A 22041-nucleotide genomic window follows, 5' to 3' on the forward strand; every position below is an offset into this window, starting at 1 on the left:
GCTAAACTTAGCAATAAATTTATGAATGGTAATTTTAGTTGAATTTTCGTTTAACAAACCATTGCTCATTAAGTGAAAAACTCACACTTACATTGGCATAATTTTCTTGAACTAAATTTGCTGTAGTGGTACCTTTTTTACCAATTTCAAAACCAACATTTACATTAGAAAATGTTCCTGACAAGGGCAAACCTAATCCTAATGTTAATGCCATATCATTTATTGGCTCAGAATTAATAATCAAACCGGTTTTTTCATATCTAAATCCACCTCTGTAAGTAATTCTTTTTGCATAGCTTGAAAATGCATTATAACTAGGAACATAATATCCTCCTAGACTATATTTTGAGTGCTTTTCATGAGTCACATTAACAGCTGAGTTATAATAACTACTCATAGAGCTTGCTCCTTGAAAAGTGTATCCAACACCTAACAACCACTTTCTAGCTTCACCAATACCTGCAGCAAATGCATATTTACTTGGCACTTTTAGATTCTCATTTGTCTTTACATTTTCTAAAACATCAACAATTTGCAAATCAAAATTAGAATTATACAAAGCTGTAGCAATATTTCTGGAGTTTTTAGATTTTAAATCACTTTCAATCGTATAATTTAAGCTACTAAAAAAAGACAGTTTCTTATCAATTTTTTTCTGGTACATAGCCCCTAGATTGAAATTAAATCCAGACAAATCAACTTCATTTAACTCACGTGTTCCAATAGAAATATCATTGATATATTCAAAATTGTTAGATTCAATTTTTCCAAAATTATAATTCAAATCGGCACCCACGCTAAGTTCAGGAGTTATCTTATATCCTGCACCAATAAATGCTTTATTCAGACCTCCTTTACCATTAAAACTTTGATTGTTTTCTGTTCCAGAGCCTAATGTTCTAATTTTATAACCAACAGATGAATATGGAATTAACCCAAAGCCTACACCAAATTTACCTAAAGGCAAACCTACCGCTAAGTAATCTAAAGTTGATCTTGTTGCTTTAGCAGAATTAGTATTTGATTTCAAGTTAGTCGATGAGTAACTTCCACCTAGTGTAAAAGTCGTCAATTTTAAACTTGCATAACTCGCAGGATTCTCTAAATTCATGTGAATACTATCTTGCTCAATAGCTATACCTCCCATAGAACGGGTTTCATGGGTTCCTTTGAACCTTACATCACCTATACCGTAAAATGAATATGGAGAAGCAGTTCCTTCTTGAGCAAAAGAAACTAATGATAAAAGCAAACAAGCGCTTACTATAATTTTTTTAATCATTTTTTGATTTTATATTGAAAAGTTTGGTTCAAACTCTCTAATAGAAAATTTGAATTGGCAAATATGGTATTTTTTAATCGTTTAGCCAAAAAATCTGTGTCTCCACCCGTTAAAATTATTATAAAATTTAAATAGCGCGCTCTATAATCTGCTATGAATCCGTCAATCTCGTAAACTAATCCATTAACAATACCAGAATGAATGGATTCTGAAGTAGAGTTTCCAATAAGATTTTTGGGCGCTTCTAAGGACAATAAAGGCAATTTTGCAGTGTAATTATGCAGTGATTCATACCTTAATCTTAGTCCAGGAGCGATTGCTCCACCTAAATAATTATTTTGATCGTCTATAAAATCATAAGTGATACAAGTTCCTGCATCAATAACCAAACGATTCTGATTAGGAAATTGGAGTACAGCTCCAGCAGCAAGAACCATTCGGTCTAATCCTAATGTATGTGGTGTACTGTATTTATTTTGAAAAGGAAAAGAATCTTTATGAGATATAAAAAAAACATCGACTACTTTTTCGTAAGCTAAAAAAGATTGTTTTTCGACATCTCCAACCGAGGAAACAACTAGATCTGATACTTTTTTAAACTTTTTTAAAATAAAATCTATATTTTTTTGAAGCTCTATTTTCGTGAAAACAAAATGCTCTAAAAGCATAGATTCCTCAAAAACAGCCGCTTTAATTCTAGAATTACCCACATCAACAACTAAAACCATAATATATTCTTTGATGTTGCGAAGGTACGAATTGATTTTTTTAAAAAAATGTTTTGTATATACTAAAAATGATTCTATATTTGCACCCGCAATAGCACGGTACCTTAGCTCAGATGGTAGAGCAATGGACTGAAAATCCATGTGTCCCTGGTTCGATCCCTGGAGGTACCACAAAACCCGAATAGAAATATTCGGGTTTTTTGTTTTATATAATTAATGTTTATTGATTTTCTTGAGTCATTATAACTTGAAAGTCAACAGAAACCAAATATTATAAATCTTTAGAAATTTGATTCTTTTGTTTTTTTTAAACCCAAAAAAAATAATTATTACAATTTATTAAACTTAAATTTTTGACCTTCTACTGACGCTTCATACATCAATCCTCCTTTTAGTGCTGTAAAAACCATAACACCTTCTGCATACTTAACATTCGCCGAAGCACCTTCTGTGGCAGCTACTGCAGAAGCTTGAGCCGAAAACTCAAAGTTACTTTCCTCAAATCGCGATAAATCTTTTTTCGCCTCAAAAAATATCACTTCTCTATAAGCCTGTCCACCTGCTTGAAATCCTATACTCAATTGCGAAAGCTTTGCCATACCTATAATTTTACCTTTCTCATAGACAACACCATTTCCTGCAGCTCCTCCTATTCCGAAGCCACCTTTACCAACATTAGGAAAAATAACATACCCATGCGCATTCTCAAAAAGATCTTTCATAAGAGCATCGGCTTTAATAAATTCAGCTTTTGCCATCTTGCTGTCAGCAATAATTTTATTTTTTTTAGCTTCTGACTGTCCTAACACAGATGCAGTACTCATCACAAAAACTACTGCCATCATCCAAATAACATTCAAATTTTTCATATCCTTTATTTTTAATTGTTCATAAACTATTGACGCAATAATCCATCTGATTTCTTAAAAAAGAAGAATAAAAACGCTTATCAAATATACCATAAAAAATCAAACAAAACACAAAACAACTGATTATCAATACAATATAAGTAAGATGTTTTTTTTTACAATTGAATTATGGTTAACAACATACACACATTAATAAGCAGTTAGAAACAGTACATTAATGTAATCATTATTAAGTTTTGATAAATTTAAAAAGTTTTAAATGAATGCGTTTTTATAATATAATTGCAAAATTACTATATTTATGCAAAATTTATATACATGGAGATTTTAACCTGTCCAAAATGCCAAAGCAATCACATCATTAAAAGTGGTGTAATAAACAGCAAACAAAGGTACTTATGCAAAAAATGTAATTATTTTTTTACGGTAAACAAAATAGGAAAAAAGATCGATGATTACTATGTCACTAAAGCATTACAACTTTATTTAGAAGGGCTCAGTTTTCGTGAAATAGAGCGAATCATCGGGGTTTCACATGTAACCGTTAGCAACTGGGTAAAGTCCTATAATATAAAAAAACCTTCTCATGGCAACTACCACCCTACTTATAAGATTATTAATCATTTAGAATTAATAGAATTTATAAAAAACAAAGAATTACTTTCTGGTGCAGGTATGATAATCACAGAACTTGGTGATAAATTTATGCTTATAAAATGGGAGCGTTTCAAGGATTAACTATAGTAGTTTACATAAAAATATATCATAATTTTTTTCTAGAATAAAATAATTGAATTTGGCACCGTTGAAACTAACCACTTTGATAAAACCAAACCAACTAGTTATTATGAAAAAAGCATGTTTATTATTTTTTGTCGGAATAGCTTACTTTCAAGGTTATTCACAAACTCCAACACCATTACCTACACAAACAAATACTGAGAAAGAATGGGACATTAGTTTGTACGGTTTTGCTAGAACTGACTTTATTTGGGACAGTCGAAAGTCCGCTTTTACTAGAGAAGGCCAGTTAAATCTATATCCGTTAGATGTAATTTTAGACGCTAATGGTAAAGATATTAATGATGCTCCACAATCTAATTTTCTATCCATTACATCAAGATTAGGAGTAAAAGCAAAAGGACCGAATGTTTGGGGCGCAAAAACGTCCTCTGTGATTGAAGGCGATTTCTACGGAAATGTTGAAGGTGGCACCATTGGGTTATTGAGATTAAGACATGCTTACATAAATCTCGAATGGTCTAAAACAGCTGTTACAATAGGACAAACTTGGTATCCGCAATTTATTCCTGAAGTTTTTCCTGGCGTGGCAAACTTTAACACAGGTATTCTTTTTAATCCTTTTGGCTGGGCAACACAAGCTAAAATAAAACAAATGTTAACTACTGAATTTTCAGTAACATTTACTGCATACAAAGAAAGAGAATTTACAGTTCCAGGACCTGGAACACAAAATTCCGCATCTATAAACAGTGTATTACCCTCACTTAATGGTCAAATTCAATACAAAGGGAACAACTCGATTCTGGGTTTAGGAATCGAATATAAGTCCCTACAACCACTTACAGTTTCCAATAATTTAGTTACCACTGAAAAAGCAAATAGCACTTCATTTTTTGGATACGGAAAATATTCTAATGAAAAATTTTCGATAAAAGCTTACGGAATTTCTGGTGGCAATCTAAACAGCTTAGTAATGCTTGGTGGTTATACTGGTAAAACAATTGCTGGTCAAGTTGAGACTTATAATCCTACAAAAACAACTGCTGTTTGGATTGATCTTGCCAGCAATGGAAAAGCTATTGCTCCAGGATTATTCTTTGGTTATACTAAAAATAATGGATCGAAAGACGATAATACTACCGCTACTTTCGTGAATTATGTTCGAGGTATTAGCGGAAATAGAATAGTAGATATTGTATGGAGAGTTTCTGGAAGAGTTGACTTTAAGAAAAACAAATTTAGAGTTACTCCTGAGTTAGAATACACCGATGCAACTTGGGGAGATTTAAATAAATCAAATGCAACCGCAGGAGCTAATAAAACAGCAGTAGGAAATTTTAGAACCATGATTTCTTGCGCTTATTCATTTTAAAAAACCAAACTAACAAAAAACCAAAAAATATGAAAGAGAAATCAACAAAAGGAATTTGGAAAGTAATTTCCGCCTCCTCAATGGGCACAATGATCGAATGGTACGACTTCTACATCTTTGGGAGTTTAGCTGTTGTGATTTCAACAAAATTCTTCCCATCAGACAATCCAACGGCAGCTTTCTTATCTACTTTAGCAACTTTTGCTGCTGGATTTGTTGTTCGTCCTTTTGGAGCTCTGTTCTTTGGGAGACTAGGTGATTTAATTGGAAGAAAGTACACCTTCATGGTTACCTTACTTTTAATGGGTGGCGCCACTTTCCTAATTGGTTGTATTCCGAGTTACGAAACCATAGGGTTTATGGCTCCCTTACTCGTTTTAATTCTTCGATTGTTACAAGGCCTTGCCTTAGGAGGCGAATACGGTGGAGCCGCCACTTATGTAGCAGAACACGCACCAGTGGGACAAAGAGGTTATTGGACTTCTTGGATTCAGACCACTGCAACGGTTGGTTTATTCATTTCGTTGATGGTAATTCTAGCTACACGAAATATTCTTACCCCAGAACAATTTGATGAATGGGGATGGAGAGTTCCGTTTTGGGTATCTATCGTTATGGTTGGCGTTTCTTATTTGATTCGAAAAAACATGGATGAATCTCCCGTTTTTGCAAAAGCGAAAAGCGAAGGAAAAACAAGTACAAATCCATTAAAAGAGAGTTTCGGTAATCGTTATAATTTAAAATTTGTCTTACTAGCTTTATTTGGAGCTACTATGGGACAAGGTGTCGTTTGGTACACAGGACAATTTTACGCGATGAGTTTCATGAAAACCGTAATGGCTATCGATTCTTCTCAAGTAGATACTTTACTCGGAATTGCTTTGATTCTAGGAACACCGTTTTTCGTTTTCTTTGGTTGGTTTAGTGATAAAGTGGGTCGAAAATACATTATGATGGGTGGTATGTTATTAGCAATTTTACTGTACAGACCTATTTACAAACAAATGTACGAAACCACCTCTGTTAAAAACAAAACAGAAATAGTTGCAAAAACGACGCTCCTTGCTGAATTAAAAGAGACCAAAAAACAAACCATGGACTCTGTTTATACTACTCACAAAGAGTACACCGATGGAACAACTTTTCAAGAAATAAAAACCGTACATTTAGAAAACGGCACTCCTATTATAGTTGATGGAAAACCAAAAGGAGATACCAAAACAACTGTAAAAATTAATTCAAGTGACGAATGGTCTTTAGTATTCCTTGTGTTCATACAAGTCATTTTCGTAACCATGGTTTATGGCCCAATTGCAGCATTTTTAGTTGAAATGTTTCCCGTTAAAATTAGATATACCTCTATGTCATTGCCCTATCACGTAGGAAACGGAATTTTTGGAGGCTTACTTCCGGCTATTTCAACGTATTTTGTTACCAATGCAAAAGATCTTGGTCATCCAGAATTTTATTTAGAAGGACTTTGGTATCCAATTGTTATTGCTGCTGTCAGTTTTGTAGTTGGAATGGTTTACATAAAAAATAAAGATAAAAACGCTCACGTATAAAAATATAGCTATGAATCAAATAAAAAGAATTTTAGGATTAGTTTGGATTGCATTAGCGGTTGCCGCAGCTTATTTTTGCATCTTTACTTTTGGATTACCAAAATTTGTATCCGGAAAACAAGAGGATTTAGTTTTTGGAATTATTATCCTTTTTGTGCTCACACCTCTTATTGTTTTGGGCTTAGGAACTTTTGGATACTATGCCTTAATGGGAGATTACGACGAAAAAAAGAATTAAAAAAACACTACTTTAACAAACAGTCCCTGTATTTATTTACAGTGATTGTTTGTTATTTAATATAAAGCTGTTGTACCAAAATGATAAAATTTTAACATTATAAAATTAATTGTGTTTTAGTATGACTAATTATAAAGAGACAATGGTTTTAGTTACTTTTATCTAGTACAAACAGTTTTTCAGTTTTTGTATCAATAATACAAATACAACACCCATTATATTAGCTATTCTGCTCACAACAAGCGGTATCTTACTATGAAAAAGAGACATGAACAAAAGTTAGTAATTCTATCAATGCTATTGTTATTAGTATTGAATCTGCCTCTTTTGCTATTATTTGATAGCTCCAAACCAATTTTTGGTTTTCCAATAATCTACATCTATATTTTTTCGGCATGGTTGTTTTCAGTTGCTATTTCGTACTTCATTATAAAAAGATATTATGAATAGCATAGGGCTTTTACTAATATTGGTTATTTATTTAGCTATTCTTTTTTTCATTGCCCATTGGTCTGAAAAAAGAAGTCATTCTAAATGGACTAATAACGCCTATGTATATTCCTTTTCATTGGCAGTTTATTGTACCGCCTGGACGTATTATGGGAGTATTGGCGTTGCTGCTGAATCCGGTTTAAATTACCTAACGATTTATTTAGGTCCTATATTAATTATTCCTACATGGATGATTATTCTCAAGAAAATTATTAGAATTTCGAGGGTGAATAAAATCTCTAGTATCGCAGATTTCATTTCCTTACGTTATGGAAATAGCAGATTTCTTGGCGCCTTAGTCACTATGGTATGCATTTTTGGTATTGTACCTTATATTGCATTACAATTAAAATCTATTTCAGATACTTTTCATATTGTTACAAAGACAGAATCTAGTGCTAATATTTTTACAGATACTACTACTTATGTTTGCTTGGCTTTGGCACTTTTCGCTTCCTATTACGGTACAAAATACGTAGATGCTTCAGAAAAAAGACGTGGTATTGTTACTGCAGTTGCTTTAGAATCTATATTAAAATTAATTTTCTTTTTGATTATAGGAATCTATGTAACTTATTTTGTTTTTGATGGTTTTGATGATATTTATCAAAAAGCAGCTTTACTCAAAGATTTCGACAAAAAAAATACAATTGGTGGGATTAGCAACGGTATTAATTGGTTCTTTTTATGTATATTATCCATGTTTGCCATTTTTTTATTACCTAGACAATTTCATACAGCAATTGTAGAAAACAATAAAGAAAATCATATTAGAACTGCCATTTGGCTTTTTCCTTTATACTTACTGCTTTTTAATATTTTTGTTTTTCCAATTGCTTGGGGCGGCAACATCCTTTTTGAGGGAAAAGGCCATAATTCAGACACATATTCTTTATTGATACCGCAATTATTTGACAACAACACCTTGACAGTTTTAGTATTTTTGGGTGGATTTTCGGCAGCAATATCAATGATTATTGTTTCTTGTATTTCGCTGTCTACTATGCTTAGTAATAATTTACTAATTCCGTATGGATTTATTGGATCTCTTGAAAATGCATCGCAGAAAAAAAACAACAGACGTATCGTTAACAGTCGCAAAATTGGTATATTTTCTCTTATCATTTTATCCTACGCTATTTACAGAATTTTCATTTTAGATTATTCTCTATTTTCTGTAGGATTGGTCGCATTCGTAATAATTGCACAACTAGCACCTTCCTTTTTCGGCGCGCTCTTTTGGCGAAGAGGTTCAAAAAAGGGAACGATCACTGGGATTATTTTGGGTTTTTCAGTATGCTTTTATACGTTACTAATTCCTTTCGCTATTGGTCTTACAAAATCAACTAGTCTGTTTATTCAAGAAGGACCTTGGGGAATTACACTATTAAAACCTTTTCAGCTTTTTGGATTGGATTATCTGGAACCAATTCCACATGCTTTTTTCTGGAGCTTACTTATTAATACTTTTAGTTATATGGCAATTTCCGTAAGTTTTAGCGGAAATTACAGAGAACGCAATTATGCTGAAATGTTTGTAGATATTGACAAATATATTACCAATCATGAAAATGCTTTTATTTGGAAAGGCACCGCTTACATTAGTGACATTCAAAAAGTATTACAACGTTTTTTAGGAGAAGACAGAACAAAGAGAGCTCTTACTATTTTTAATTTAAAATACAATGTAGACAAAGATATTACGACAGCCGATGCGCGATTTATAAAATTTGCAGAGAATCTATTAACGGGACACATTGGTACAGCTTCCGCCAAAATATTAATATCTAGTGTTATCAAGGAAGATAAGATCAGTTTGCCGGAGGTCTTGCGAATTTTAGAAGAATCTAAAGAAAACCTCATCATCAACAAAAAACTGACAGATACTTCTAATGAACTAAAAAAAATATCGGTACAGTTAAAGAATGCCAATTTAGAACTCGTAAACAAAGACATTCAAAAAGATGAATTTCTAGATACGGTTACACATGAATTAAGAACACCAATTACGGCTATTCGCGCGGCTAGCGAAATCCTTCATGATGACGAGGATATACCAGATGAGTTGCGCAAACAGTTTTTACAAAATATTATTTCCGAATCAGATCGATTGAACCGTTTAATAGACAAAATTTTAGATTTAGAGAAATTTGAAACCGGAAAACAAAAAATATATTTATCTAAAAATGACATTTCTAGAACAATAAAAAATACTTTAGAATCATTACAACAATTGATCAAGAATAAAAAAATTGAAGTGGTTTTTGAAGAATCTTCTTCAGAAATAAAAGCTTTTTATGATGAAGAACGGATTGTTCAAGTTGTTACAAATTTAGTGTCAAATGCTATAAAATTTAGTGCAAATGCCAACGGGAAAATAATAATTTCGATTATTGAAAATAGAGATAACATCGAGGTCAAAATTCACAACAATGGCAAAGGAATTAAAAAAGAAGATTTTGAGGCTATTTTTGATAAATTTTATCAGTCCAGAAATCAAAATGTAAAAAAACCAATAGGAAGTGGATTGGGATTAGCAATTTGTAAAAAAATTATAGAACACCATAAAGGTAGAATTTGGGCAGAAAAAGAAGTTCTTGAAGGCGCAACTTTTATTTTTACCTTACCCAATTATAACACCGCAGAAAATAGTTAAAGAAAAAATGAAAAAGATTTTAATCGTAGATGACGAACCCAATATTGTAATGGCGCTTGAATACACGTTCAAGAAAAACAATTTTGAAGTTTTTATTGCTCGTGATGGACAAGAAGCATTAGAGATTTTAAAAAATCAACTTCCAGATGTAATTATCTTAGACGTAATGATGCCTATGGTTGATGGTTTTGCAACATTAGAACACATTAAAAAGAACGAACGGCTGCGGCATTGCAAAGTCATCTTCCTTTCAGCAAAAAACAAAGAAAAAGATATTGAATCAGGACTAGCACTCGGAGCAAACTTATATGTAACCAAACCTTTTTCAGTTAAAAAATTAGTCGAGCAAGTTCATGAATTAACACAATAAAAAAATTCTCAGAATAGGGAGTTATTAAAATGTAGAGGTTACATTATAACAAAATCAAAAGTTCACGAAATTGAAAATCATTTTTTAAAATAAAAAACAACTAACATCTATAAATATGAGCCGTTACAAAATAAATAATCTAGAAGAATACTTTAAAGAATATAAAAAATCAATTCGCGAACCAAGAAAGTTTTGGGATAAGATAGCCGCCGAAAATTTTACGTGGTACCAACAATGGGACAAAGTAGTCGATTTTAATATGGCTGAAGCCGAAATAAAATGGTTTACTGAGGCTAAAGTTAACATCACCAAAAACTGTATCGACAGACATCTTGCTAAAAAAGGAGAAAAAACAGCTATTATTTTCGAACCAAATGATCCTTCTGAAGAAGCGATTCACATTTCCTATAATGAGTTACACCAAAAGGTTTGCAAAATGGCAAATGTTTTATTAGATCAAGGTGTAAAAAAAGGAGATCGTGTTTGCATTTATTTGCCCATGATTCCCGAATTAGCAATTACTACATTGGCCTGTGCTAGAATTGGAGCAATCCATTCCGTTGTATTTGCTGGGTTTTCAGCATCAGCAGTCACGGCAAGAATTAATGATAGCGAGTGCAAAATGGTAATCACTTCAGATGGTGGTTATCGTGGTAACAAGACAATAGACTTAAAAAGCATCGTTGATGAAGCTCTAGAAAAAAGTCCTTGCGTAGAAAATGTGTTGGTGGTAAAAAGAATCCATTCGGAAATTAATATGAAAGAAGGTCGTGACCATTGGCTAGAGCCTCTTCTTGATCAAGCATCGGATAATAATGTAGCCGAAATTATGGATGCAGAAGATCCTTTGTTTATTCTTTATACTTCAGGATCAACAGGAAAACCAAAAGGTATGGTTCATACTACTGCGGGTTATATGGTTTATGCTGCATACACTTTTAAAAACGTATTTAATTATGAGGACAATGACATCTTTTGGTGTACTGCAGATATTGGTTGGATCACCGGACATTCTTATATTTTGTACGGTCCCTTATTAAACGGAGCCACTACAATAATTTTCGAAGGTGTGCCTTCCTATCCTGATTTCAGTCGTTTTTGGGAAACAATAGAAAAGCACAAAGTAACTCAATTCTATACTGCTCCAACTGCCATTAGGGCTTTAGCCAAAGAGAACTTATCTTATGTTCAAAAATTTAAATTGGAAACATTGAAAGTAATTGGTTCTGTTGGAGAACCTATAAATGAAGAAGCATGGCACTGGTATAATGATCACGTAGGAGGCAAAAGATGTCCTCTGGTTGATACTTGGTGGCAAACTGAAACAGGCGGGATTCTAATATCCCCTTTAGCTTTTGTAACACCAACAAAACCAACTTATGCTTCCTTGCCATTACCGGGAATTCAACCCGTATTAATGGATAGCAAACGAAATGAAATTGAAGACAATCAAGTCACGGGAAGTCTTTGTATAAAATTTCCTTGGCCAGGAATTGCAAGAACTATTTGGGGGGATCACCAACGCTATAAAGAAACTTACTTTTCTGCTTTTCCGGGTAAATATTTTACTGGCGATGGAGCTTTACGTGATGAAGTAGGATACTATAGAATTACAGGCCGTGTAGACGATGTGGTTATCGTTTCAGGACACAATCTTGGCACAGCACCTATTGAAGATTCAATTAATGAGCATCCAGCCGTTGCTGAATCTGCCATTGTAGGTTTTCCTCATGACGTAAAAGGGAATGCGTTATATGGTTTTGTAATTTTGAAAGAAACCGGAGAATATCGCGACAGAGAAAACTTGATTAAAGAAATTAATCAACAAATCTCAAATCATATCGGACCAATTGCCAAACTCGATAAAATACAGTTTGTGTCTGGTTTACCAAAAACACGTTCTGGAAAAATCATGCGTAGAATTTTACGCAAAATTGCCGAAGGTGATTATTCTAATTTTGGAGATACATCTACCTTGTTAAATCCGGAAATTGTAGATGAAATTAAAGAAGGAAAAATTTAATTTTTGGTTTTTAATTGTTGTTCAAAAAGTACTCTAACAAAAGGACTTCACTGAAACATATCGCCTATTTTGAGCAATATTACCCTTAAATAATAAAAATCGCTTATAACTGAATTTTAAAGATTCGTTATAAGCGTTTTATTTTAGAAGCTTTTTTTGATCTATTTTTCATTTGAACCATTTCTTTTTATTCATTAAAAACTTCGATTGTCTTTATATACTTAATTGGAGTATTCTCTTTAAATTTACTGTAAAATATTTTATTTCAGATTGTTAGTGCCGCAAGTTATTCCTCTATCATAACCAGCTACATTTTTGAACTAACTATTTTTAGCTTCAATTTGACATCTATCCTTTGCTTTTTCCTTGTAATATCCAGTTTCTTAAAAAGCTATTTTATCAACGAATTAAAATTTATAACATCTTCCTCTGGATTCTTAACTAAAAAATATTTAATAGACATATCATATCACCAGCTTTCTATTTCATCGACATCTGAAACGCTGTAAATTGTTTTCAAATTGAATGTTTACTGAACTGAATCGTTTGTTGCTGTTGTCATTGTTTGCAAACTTTATAAAATCTCATAATTACACTCAAACAAAAAAAGGAGCAGAAAAACTTCGTTTTCTACTCCTTTTAACTAACAATTTATATCTCAAAAGACTTTTTTAATGCATTCTCGAATAATAGTCTTGTTTTGGATACATTAAAAAATTATTCTAACGTTATCGTTTTGGCAGCGTTATCAATTTTTAGGACTCTCATTCCTGTTGGTCCTGTATATTTAAAATTAAAATCACCATCATTAGCATTTACTAATTCAGGAGTAATGGTATAACCTGCGTTAGCGTAAAATGCGTAACTGCGACTCGCATCCCAGTTTCCGTTACTTGTGAAATTATTGCCTAGAAAAATTCTAAAAGCTTCTCCACCATTTAACATTACTGCCACTTGATATACATTGGTTTGGCCTATTACTAATGGCAACTCGGTTTCTGCATCATCATCCCATGACCATCCTCCAGGAGTAGCTGCGCCTACAAGCCATAATGAACTTGCTAATGGTGTTCGGTACGAAGTAACTTTAATAGTAAAGAAATTAGAAAACTGTGCTACACTGCTGGTAGCTCCTATAGATGATTTTACACGAATATCTACTAAGTTTTCTTGTTTTTCAACAAAGCCACCATTCACTAATGCTGAATTTAATTCTCCAACGGTAATTGCCTTAAAACGACTTGTAGTGGTAGTAACAACAATTGGCGCTGCAAATTTAGTTCCTGCTTTTGCAATTTCTATTGTATAATTTACAACAGTAGGCGTTCCCGCATAAGCAGCATCGTCCCATATAAAGGTGGTTACAACATCTTTTTCTGTTGCTTTAGAAAGTATGATATTAAAATCTCCTGTTGGTGATAATAATACAGGTGCTTTTACTGCAGCTACAGCTTCTCTATTGGTATCTTGAATATCATCTGTACAAGAAATAGCTACTATGCTCAAAAAAGCAACTAATAATTTATTAATATTTTTCATGTTTTTTTATTTTTAATGTGTAACAGTCATTTAATAGCCCGTGTTTTGCGTCAAATTAGGATTGGATGAAATAGATGAACTAGGTATTGGAAAAACATTTAAATTGGATGCAAATGAAGTTCCATTGGCAACATTTCCTTTCCAAGCCCAATTGTAATTGCCTCCACCGTATTTATTAAAGCGGATCAAATCTTGTCTTCGGTGACCTTCCCAATGCAATTCTCTCGCTCTCTCATCAATAATAAAGTTTAAGTTTACTTGAGCCTGAGTAACATTTGCAACAGCAGAACCATTATTTGCTCTTTCTCTTAAAGCATTAATATAATTTAACGATTGAACAGAAGCATTGGCAGAAGTATTTGAATTGGTAGCACCATCTTTTCTCATTTGCGCCTCAGCATACATTAAGTACGCATCGGCTAATCTAAATAATGGAAAATCAGTATCTACAAATGTGGAGTTTACCCCAGCAATACCAGCTGAAGTTTTGTTAGAATATTTACGCAAAATATATCCTTGTCCCGCATTAGTAAGTTCAGCAATATCAATTGGTCTTGTACCAGCTGCATACGTTTTTCTGGTATCGGTATCAAATTGGGAACCATCAAATTTCTCTACTAATTGTCTTCGCATACGCAACGCTCCTCCAAAACCACCAACACCAAATTCAGCACCGTTGGATTCGATAGAACCTACTTGACCGTTAATTATAACAGTAGTAGCACCGTAATTTTGAGTTTTTATACCATCTGATTGTAAGGTAAAAATAAGCTCAGAGGAGGTATTATTGTTAGCATTAAAATTGTCTAAATAATTCGTTTTTAAGGAATATCCTCCACCAATTACCTCGGTACATTTAGTCATACACTCCGCATATTTTGGTGTGCCAATATATACCTCAGCATTCAAGTACATTTTTGCTAGAATCATTTGAGCCATCGCTTTGTCTAATCTCCCATACTCATTTGTTCTTGCGGCTTTAAGATTTGGAATTACTTCATTCAGTTCTTTTTCAATAAAAGTAAATAATTGTTGTCTGTTGTATTGTGGCCCTTTAAAATTCAATTTATCATTTTCTGTAATAAAAGGGGCTTTTCCAAACAAATCCATCATGTTATAATAAGCAAACGCTCTTAAAACACGTACTTCATTTCTGTAAAAATTAATTTCTGCAACATCTGCCGTAGCATTAATTCCTCTTGAACTTAATAATTCTGGTGTAGATTGTCTCAAAAAATCATTAGCAAGTGCAACCTCAGCCATTGTTCTACTAAACATACCTAGTAAAATAGGATTAGCGGCTGTCCAGGTATTCCTTTGCAATTCAGCAACTCCTTCATCATTTTCATAGGTCCAAACGGCTTCATCTGTTGTTAAACTTTGTAAATACCACATACATCTTCCAAACTGACTTGTTCCTGCATCAATTCCTTGTAAGAACGAAGAACCTGCATCTCCTGTACCGGTCAAACTAAGATTGCCATATACACCAGCCAATGCTTGCTTGTATCCTAAAGGAGTAGTAAATAGTTTTTCCGAAGAAAGTACTCTTGGATCTTCTGCTACTACATCTAAATCACCCGTACACGATTGCAATGTCGCTAAAGCAAATAGGAAGTAAATAAAATTTATTTTTTTCATGATCTTATTATTAAAATTTAACATTAACCCCACCTAAAATAGAGCGTTGTCTCGGGTATATGGTATTGTCAATTCCGTTGTTTGCAATCTCTGGATCTAAACCAGAATAATCTGAAATTACGAAAACGTTTTGTACCCCAGCGAATAAACGCAAAGAGGCTTTTCCTTCTAACCATTTTGGAAAAGTATAGCCCAAAGTGATGTTATCCAGCCTCAAAAAAGAAGCGTTTTCAACAAACAAATCGGATAAAACTACATTTGAAGTTGTATTGAATCCTGTTTCTAAAACAGAAGTTGGAATATTTCCCACCGTTCCGCCTGTTGTTAATAAATTGTATTGTGCTCTACTGGCATTAACAGCATTAAATACTCGGTTACCTACACTTGCTCTAAAGTTGAAAGAAAAATCAAGATTCTTATAATTTAATGTAGAGGCCAAACCAAAAGTAGCTTTAGGATCAGGATTTTTATAAATATACTTATCGCTTGAGTTAATCACGTTATCATTATTTAAATCTGCATATCCATTTTCAATAGGTTTTCCAGTGTTATCATAAAGTTGTTTGTACAATAAAAAAGAGTTTGGAGCATACCCTACTTGATGCACTTGTCCTTGGGTTCCTGTTCCTGCTAAATTTTCTCCAACTCTAATAAAATCAGAGCTCAACTCCGTTATCTTACGTTCAAAAGCAGTCACATTAAAGTTAAGATTCCAATTTAAATCTTTGGTTTTAATTACATCTGTACTTACTGAAAATTCGATTCCTTTGGTAGTAAAACTACCAATGTTTTGCCAAGATCTGTTAGAAAAATTACTTCCGTCAGCTGTAGCAACATCGGCTAATAAATCCTTAGAGTCTTTATAAAAAACCTCAACACTTCCTGTAATTCTATTGTCATAAAGACCAAAATCTATTCCTGCATTATAAGTAGTGGTTTCTTCCCATTTTAGATTAGAACTTTGTCTGGCAGAAACTGCAATTGGCAAAGCAACAGTCCCAAAATAGTATTGAGAGCTACCACTTCCTACATTGTATTGTTGTAAATAATCATTGTTATTACCAATCTCTTGCTGTCCTGTGATACCATATCCTAATCTAATTTTCAAATCAGAAACGGCAGTACTATTTGGTAATAAATCATCTTTAATTTTCCATGCAAAGGCTGTAGCAGGAAAGTTGGCCCATCTATTATCCTTATCAAATCGAGAAGAACCATCTCTTCTAAAAGATAAAGTAAGCAAGTATTTATCGTTGAAGTTTAAATTTGTTCTTCCAAAAAACCCAACATTAACTCTATCAAAATCGATGGTTTTTTGTGGAAAACCAGTAATTCCTGTTGGCAAATTAGGATCGTTTGTATTTCCTGTAATAAAGTTGAACGAATCCCATTTTTGATACGAATATCCAGCAGTAATATCAAAAACCAATTTATCAAAAGAAGTATTATAAGTTAAATACGCATCCAATAATTTATTTTTTCTAACACTTCTGGAGAATTCATTGGTACCAAAAGGAATGTCATTATTAGTGCCTGAACTGGCTGCGAAGGCCGAAGCTGTTTTAGCTCTTTCTCCATCGGCCTGATCAAATCCCGCATTTACAACCGCTCTTAATGCTGGCAAAAAATGAAACTTATAATCTAATTCTAAATTACCAAAAAAGCGATTGTTTTTTCCTTCATCAAAAGTTTGCAACAATTGTGCAACAGGATTTCTAGGAGTTTGCGAGATAAGCTTGCCATTTGCGTTATTGTAATATTCAAAGAAACCACCATAAATAGAACCTGACTTATATACTGGCTGGGTAGGATCAAATCGCAATGCGCTTCCCTCCACACCATCAGCGAATCTATTGTTCTCGTTCGAATAATTGGCATTCAATTTTATTTTCAAATGATCTTCCAGAAAGGATGGGTTTAAGGCTAAACCAACTGTATTTCTATTAAATACATTTGTTAATCGCAAACCTTCTTGATAGGTATTACCCACTGTAATTCTTGAAGGAATGATGTTAAATAAGTTTCCTCTTAATGAAATGTTATTATCTACATAATCAGTTCTTCTATAAATTTCTTTTTGCCAATTTGTATTAACATTACCTAATTTCGGAACATCATCTGGTCTTCTTTGTGCAATAATCGCTTTAAAAGAATTGGCATCAAAGACATCAATAGTTTTTACTAAATTACCACTCCCATATTGAAAATTATAATCTACAGCAAGCGTTTTTCCTCCTTTTTTGGTAGTAATTATTATAACACCGTTAGAAGCGCGTGAACCATAAATAGCAGTGGCTGAAGCATCTTTTAATACCGTCATAGACTCAATTGTACTCGGGTTTATAGACGCTAAAATAGAGGTTGAACCAAAATTTTTATCAGAATTGTTTTCAATCGGCAAACCATCTATAACAATTAAGGGATCATTACTCGCGAACAAAGATGAGCCACCACGAATTCTAATTTGCGATCCAGATCCTGGAGCTCCACTCGTATTTACAGTTACACCAGCAACTCTTCCATTTAATAAGTTTTCCGCAGTAACATTGGCTCCTTTATTAAAATCTTTAGTAGATAATACTGTTACGGCTCCTGTGGCATCTTTTTTCTTTACGGTTCCGTACCCTACTTGTACTACAACTTCATTCAGTTGGTTGGCATCTTCAACCAGTGATACATTTAGTGTTTTTTGATCTGTAAAAATTGCGGTAACATTGGCATAACCAATATAAGAGAAAACAATTTTATCTCCTTTTTTTACATTCGACAATTGGTATTTACCATCAAAATCAGTAGAAACGCCACTTTTGTTTCCTTCAATATTTACGTTTACTCCAGGAATAGGTTGCCCCGATAATTTATCTAAGACAGTTCCTCCTAAAGTACTCTGAGCCAAAATACTGAATGGGAGCAGTAATATTAAAATGAACAACTTTTTATAAATTGTTTTCATACTTTTCATTTAAATTAATTGATTTTTTGTAGAATCTTAATGCTTAACTATTACTTCGAATGTTAAATTTATGTAAAATTTGTTACTCCCGACAAGCAGTATTTTTTCCTGGTCTACGAAAACGTGATAGTGTTGAAAACTTTCTGATTTATTTGCATTTTCACCAATTAAATTATTAATTGTGAAATTATATTTTATCTTTATTACGAAATAAATTTTTACTCGATTGCAATATGAAAAAGAAAATTACGCTTAAACAAATCGCAAAAGAATTAGACGTTTCTATTTCAACCGTTTCCAAGTCACTTCGTAATAGCCCTGAAATTGGCGAAGATACCCGACTTAAAGTGCAAGCTTTTGCAAAGTTTTACAATTATAAACCCAATAATATAGCGCTGAGTTTAAAAAATAGAAAAACAAAAACAATTGGCATCATCATTCCCGAAATCGTTCATCACTTTTTTTCTACAGTAATAAACGGTGTAGAACAAGTAGCTAACGAAAACGGTTATAGTGTAATCATTTGTCTATCCGATGATTCTTTTGACAAAGAAGTATTAAATATGGAGATGCTTGCCAATGGTAGCATAGATGGTTTTATCATGTCACTCTCTAAAGAGACGCAGTTTAAAGGTGATTTTCATCACATTACAGAAGTTATAAATCAAGGAATGCCTGTCGTAATGTTTGATAGAGTAACCAATGAAATTTTGTGTGACAAAGTGATAATTGATGATAAACTAGCTGCTTACGAGGCAGTTCAAAGCTTAATTGATAAAGGAAGAAAAAAAATCGCATTAGTAACCACTGTAGATTATGTAAGTGTAGGCAAGCTTAGAACCGATGGTTACACCAAAGCACTTTTAGATAACGACATTCCTTTTAATGACGAACTAATCATTAAAATTGAAGATATTGATACCTGCGAAATAACAATAGGCAAATTATTAGAAGATAAAGCGATCGATGCGGTGTTTGCAGTAAATGAATTGTTTGCGGTAACAATTATAAAAACGGCTCACAAAATTGGATTGAACGTTCCTAACGACCTTGCTGTCATTGCCTTTACCGACGGCATGATTTCTAAATACTCTACTCCTACTATAACTACTGTAAGTCAAAGTGGTATAAAAATGGGAAATGTTGCTGCGAAAATGCTAATTGAAAGACTTGAATTAGAAGACGAAGAAGAAAACGAAAGCTACAAAACAGAAGTAATAGAAACTCATCTGATAGAAAGAGAATCTACCAAGTGATTTTTAGCTTTTAATCACAGTTATTGTAGTTCACTTTTAGAAATTAACACCCAAATTTGGCTTTTTCCTGAAACATACTTTATCTTTTTTCCTATTTATTTCACTACTACAACCTTGTAGTTGCAAATCTTTGCTTTTATTTCTTTATAAAAAATAAAGAATTAAAATATATTTTTATATTTACCACTCAAAGCTTTGACTTTTACTTCGAAAATAAGACAAGTTTTGATAAGCATAGCGCTTATCGTATCAATTTTAAATTACGATAATGGAAAAGCGTAGATTAAGTTTCTGGGAAATTTGGAACATGAGTTTCGGTTTCTTAGGAATCCAGATGGGTTTTGCCCTTCAAAATGCTAATGCCAGCAGAATTCTCCAAATTTTTGGTGCAGACGTACATGAATTATCTTGGTTTTGGATCATTGCTCCTTTAATGGGACTCATTGTACAACCGGTTATAGGATATTACAGCGACAAAACTTGGGGAAAACTCGGAAGACGAAAACCATTCTTTTTATTAGGTGCTGTATTAGCTTCAGTAGGTTTAATATTAATGCCACAAGCGGCCATTTTTATTACCTTATTACCTGCTTTATGGGTTGGTGCTGGAATGCTTATGATCATGGATGCTTCGTTTAATATTGCCATGGAACCTTTTCGAGCATTAGTTGGCGACAACTTAAGAACGGATCAAAGAACTCTTGGGTTTAGTGTACAAACCGCTTTAATTGGTTTTGGTGCTGTAATCGGTTCTTGGCTACCATATGTATTAACGAATTGGTTTGGCGTTTCTAATAGAAATGAAAGCGGCGGCGTTCCAATGCATTTAATTTTATCTTTTGTCATTGGAGCTATTATTCTTGTTGGTTCCATATTAGTATCGATTTTTACAACAAAAGAATATTCTCCAGAAGAATTAGCACAATTTGAAGAAAAAAAGACACTTTTAGAAACAAACGTTTCAACTGTAAAAATCAAAAAAAACAGCTTATTAGACATTTTTGAAGATTTCAAAAAAATGCCTGAAACGATGCGTCAGTTAAGTTGGGTACAATTCTTTTCTTGGTTTGGTCTTTTTGGAATGTGGGTATTTAGCACTCCTGCCATAGCCCATCACGTATACGGCTTACCCATAAGCGATAGCAAAAGTGAGGCGTACCAAAATGCAGGAGATTGGGTTGGAGTCCTTTTTGGAATATACAATCTCGTTTCGGCTTTCTACGCATTTGCCCTTCCTTACATTGCAAAAAAAATAGGTCGAAAAATAACACATTCTATTTCATTGGTCATTGGAGGTTTAGGATTAATATCAATCTACTTCGTGCCAAATGAAAACTGGTTAATATTATCTATGATAGGTGTCGGAATCGCATGGGCTAGTATTTTATCTATGCCTTACGCTATATTAGCGGGTTCAATATCTCCTATGAAAATGGGAGTTTACATGGGTATCTTCAACTTTTTTATTGTAGTTCCTCAAATTATAAATGCCTTGATCGGCGGACCATTAGTTAAATATGTTTACCATGACAATGCTATTTTCGCATTGGTTACTAGTGGCTTTAGTTTCTTGATTGCTGCTGCTTTAGTTTTTAAAGTACAGGATGTAGATGACGTAATAAAACAGCAATAATGAATAAGAAAGCATTTATCTTCGACTTAGATGGAGTGATCGTTGACACTGCCAGATATCATTATTTAGCTTGGAAAAAAATTGCCAATCAGCTAGGTATCGATTTTACATTAGATCATAATGAATTATTAAAAGGAGTGAGCCGCGTGCGCTCTTTAGATATCATTTTAGAAATAGGAAAAATTGACCTTATACAAGAGGAAAAAGAACAGTTTCTATTCCAAAAAAATGAAGATTATCTCATCTATATAACAAACATGAACGAAACCGAGATTCTTCCGGGAGTTCACAAAACACTACAATTTTTAAAAGAAAAAAAACAATTAATAGCTTTAGGTTCTGCCAGTAAAAATGCTAGACCAATATTACAGAAAACAGGAATTATAGACTATTTTGATGCAATTGTTGATGGCAATGATGTAACGAATGCTAAACCTGATCCTGAAGTTTTTCTTATTGCAGCAAAATCTTTAAATGTTCTTCCAGAAAATGCAATTGTTTTTGAAGACTCTGTAGCTGGAATTCAAGCTGCAAACATAGCAAATATGACGAGTGTCGGAATAGGAAATACTTCTATATTAAAGGAAGCAAAATATACATTTGAAGATTTTACAGCTATAAAAAACCCATTTATAGAGTTTTTTATTTCAAAATAACCAATTCCTAAAAATTACTTTTTT

At 33.1% G+C, this 22041-nt stretch carries 16 protein-coding genes and 1 tRNA gene; 11 read left to right on the plus strand and 6 right to left on the minus strand.

Annotated features, from left to right (window positions below; genetic code table 11):
- Positions 1-34: 34 nt before the first annotated feature.
- Together H2650_RS13705 and H2650_RS13710 are read right to left on the minus strand one after the other, a co-directional pair.
- Positions 35-1282, minus strand: coding sequence for a hypothetical protein (locus tag H2650_RS13705; RefSeq protein WP_188051385.1), 1248 nt, complete (start codon positions 1280-1282; stop codon positions 35-37).
- Positions 1279-2010 carry a type III pantothenate kinase gene (locus H2650_RS13710; RefSeq protein ID WP_188051386.1) on the minus strand — a complete coding sequence of 244 codons (732 nt, stop codon included), beginning with the start codon at positions 2008-2010 and terminating at the stop codon, positions 1279-1281. Before H2650_RS13710 ends, H2650_RS13705 begins: the two co-directional genes overlap by 4 nt.
- 98 nt (positions 2011-2108) lie before the next feature.
- On the opposite strand from H2650_RS13710, the gene H2650_RS13715 reads away from it, so the two are divergent.
- A tRNA-Phe gene (locus H2650_RS13715) sits at positions 2109-2181 on the plus strand.
- Positions 2182-2339: 158 nt separating this feature from the next.
- Here the strand turns inward: H2650_RS13715 and H2650_RS13720 are convergent.
- A complete protein-coding gene (locus tag H2650_RS13720) occupies positions 2340-2879 on the minus strand; it encodes a YSC84-related protein (RefSeq protein ID WP_188051387.1) in 540 nt (179 codons plus the stop codon).
- A gap of 318 nt (positions 2880-3197) precedes the next feature.
- Between H2650_RS13720 and H2650_RS13725 the strand changes: the two genes are divergently transcribed.
- From H2650_RS13725 to acs, 7 genes are all read left to right on the plus strand, one after another.
- Positions 3198-3617 carry a helix-turn-helix domain-containing protein gene (locus tag H2650_RS13725; RefSeq protein WP_188051388.1) on the plus strand — a complete coding sequence of 140 codons (420 nt, stop codon included), beginning with the start codon at positions 3198-3200 and terminating at the stop codon, positions 3615-3617.
- 109 nt (positions 3618-3726) lie between these two features.
- Positions 3727-4995 (plus strand): hypothetical protein, encoded by a 1269-nt coding sequence (locus H2650_RS13730; RefSeq protein WP_188051389.1) that lies wholly within the window; start codon positions 3727-3729, stop codon positions 4993-4995.
- A 29-nt stretch (positions 4996-5024) separates the two neighbouring features.
- Positions 5025-6560 carry an MFS transporter gene (locus H2650_RS13735; RefSeq protein WP_188051390.1) on the plus strand — a complete coding sequence of 512 codons (1536 nt, stop codon included), beginning with the start codon at positions 5025-5027 and terminating at the stop codon, positions 6558-6560.
- Positions 6561-6570: 10 nt separating this feature from the next.
- Entirely contained in the window at positions 6571-6798 is a 228-nt protein-coding gene (locus H2650_RS13740) for a DUF6814 family protein (RefSeq protein WP_188051391.1), read from the plus strand.
- Positions 6799-7240: 442 nt separating this feature from the next.
- Positions 7241-9946 (plus strand): sensor histidine kinase, encoded by a 2706-nt coding sequence (locus tag H2650_RS13745; RefSeq protein ID WP_188051392.1) that lies wholly within the window; start codon positions 7241-7243, stop codon positions 9944-9946.
- Positions 9947-9953: 7 nt separating this feature from the next.
- Positions 9954-10316, plus strand: coding sequence for a response regulator transcription factor (locus tag H2650_RS13750; RefSeq protein WP_188051393.1), 363 nt, complete (start codon positions 9954-9956; stop codon positions 10314-10316).
- Between the two features lie 115 nt (positions 10317-10431).
- Positions 10432-12339 carry an acetate--CoA ligase gene (gene acs / locus H2650_RS13755; RefSeq protein ID WP_188051394.1) on the plus strand — a complete coding sequence of 636 codons (1908 nt, stop codon included), beginning with the start codon at positions 10432-10434 and terminating at the stop codon, positions 12337-12339.
- 717 nt (positions 12340-13056) lie between these two features.
- On the opposite strand, the gene H2650_RS13760 is transcribed toward acs, so the two are convergent.
- From H2650_RS13760 to H2650_RS13770, 3 genes are read right to left on the minus strand one after another with little or no spacing between them, the layout of a single operon-like run.
- Entirely contained in the window at positions 13057-13878 is an 822-nt protein-coding gene (locus tag H2650_RS13760) for a SusE domain-containing protein (protein WP_188051395.1), read from the minus strand.
- Between the two features lie 30 nt (positions 13879-13908).
- Positions 13909-15519 carry a RagB/SusD family nutrient uptake outer membrane protein gene (locus H2650_RS13765; protein WP_188051396.1) on the minus strand — a complete coding sequence of 537 codons (1611 nt, stop codon included), beginning with the start codon at positions 15517-15519 and terminating at the stop codon, positions 13909-13911.
- 10 nt (positions 15520-15529) lie between these two features.
- Positions 15530-18472, minus strand: coding sequence for a SusC/RagA family TonB-linked outer membrane protein (locus H2650_RS13770; RefSeq protein ID WP_188051397.1), 2943 nt, complete (start codon positions 18470-18472; stop codon positions 15530-15532).
- A gap of 233 nt (positions 18473-18705) precedes the next feature.
- Here H2650_RS13770 and H2650_RS13775 point away from each other — a divergent pair, with 233 nt between their 5' ends.
- The 3 genes from H2650_RS13775 (at position 18706) to pgmB (ending at position 22017) form a co-directional block, all read left to right on the plus strand.
- Positions 18706-19728 (plus strand): LacI family DNA-binding transcriptional regulator, encoded by a 1023-nt coding sequence (locus H2650_RS13775; protein WP_188051398.1) that lies wholly within the window; start codon positions 18706-18708, stop codon positions 19726-19728.
- A gap of 268 nt (positions 19729-19996) precedes the next feature.
- Positions 19997-21361, plus strand: coding sequence for an MFS transporter (locus H2650_RS13780; RefSeq protein ID WP_188051399.1), 1365 nt, complete (start codon positions 19997-19999; stop codon positions 21359-21361).
- Positions 21361-22017 carry a beta-phosphoglucomutase gene (gene pgmB / locus H2650_RS13785; RefSeq protein ID WP_188051400.1) on the plus strand — a complete coding sequence of 219 codons (657 nt, stop codon included), beginning with the start codon at positions 21361-21363 and terminating at the stop codon, positions 22015-22017. Before H2650_RS13780 ends, pgmB begins: the two co-directional genes overlap by 1 nt.
- Positions 22018-22041 lie beyond the last annotated feature (24 nt).

The sequence above is a fragment of the Flavobacterium sp. GP15 genome, from assembly GCF_014281985.1.
GTDB classification, from domain to species: Bacteria; Bacteroidota; Bacteroidia; order Flavobacteriales; family Flavobacteriaceae; genus Flavobacterium; species Flavobacterium pygoscelis.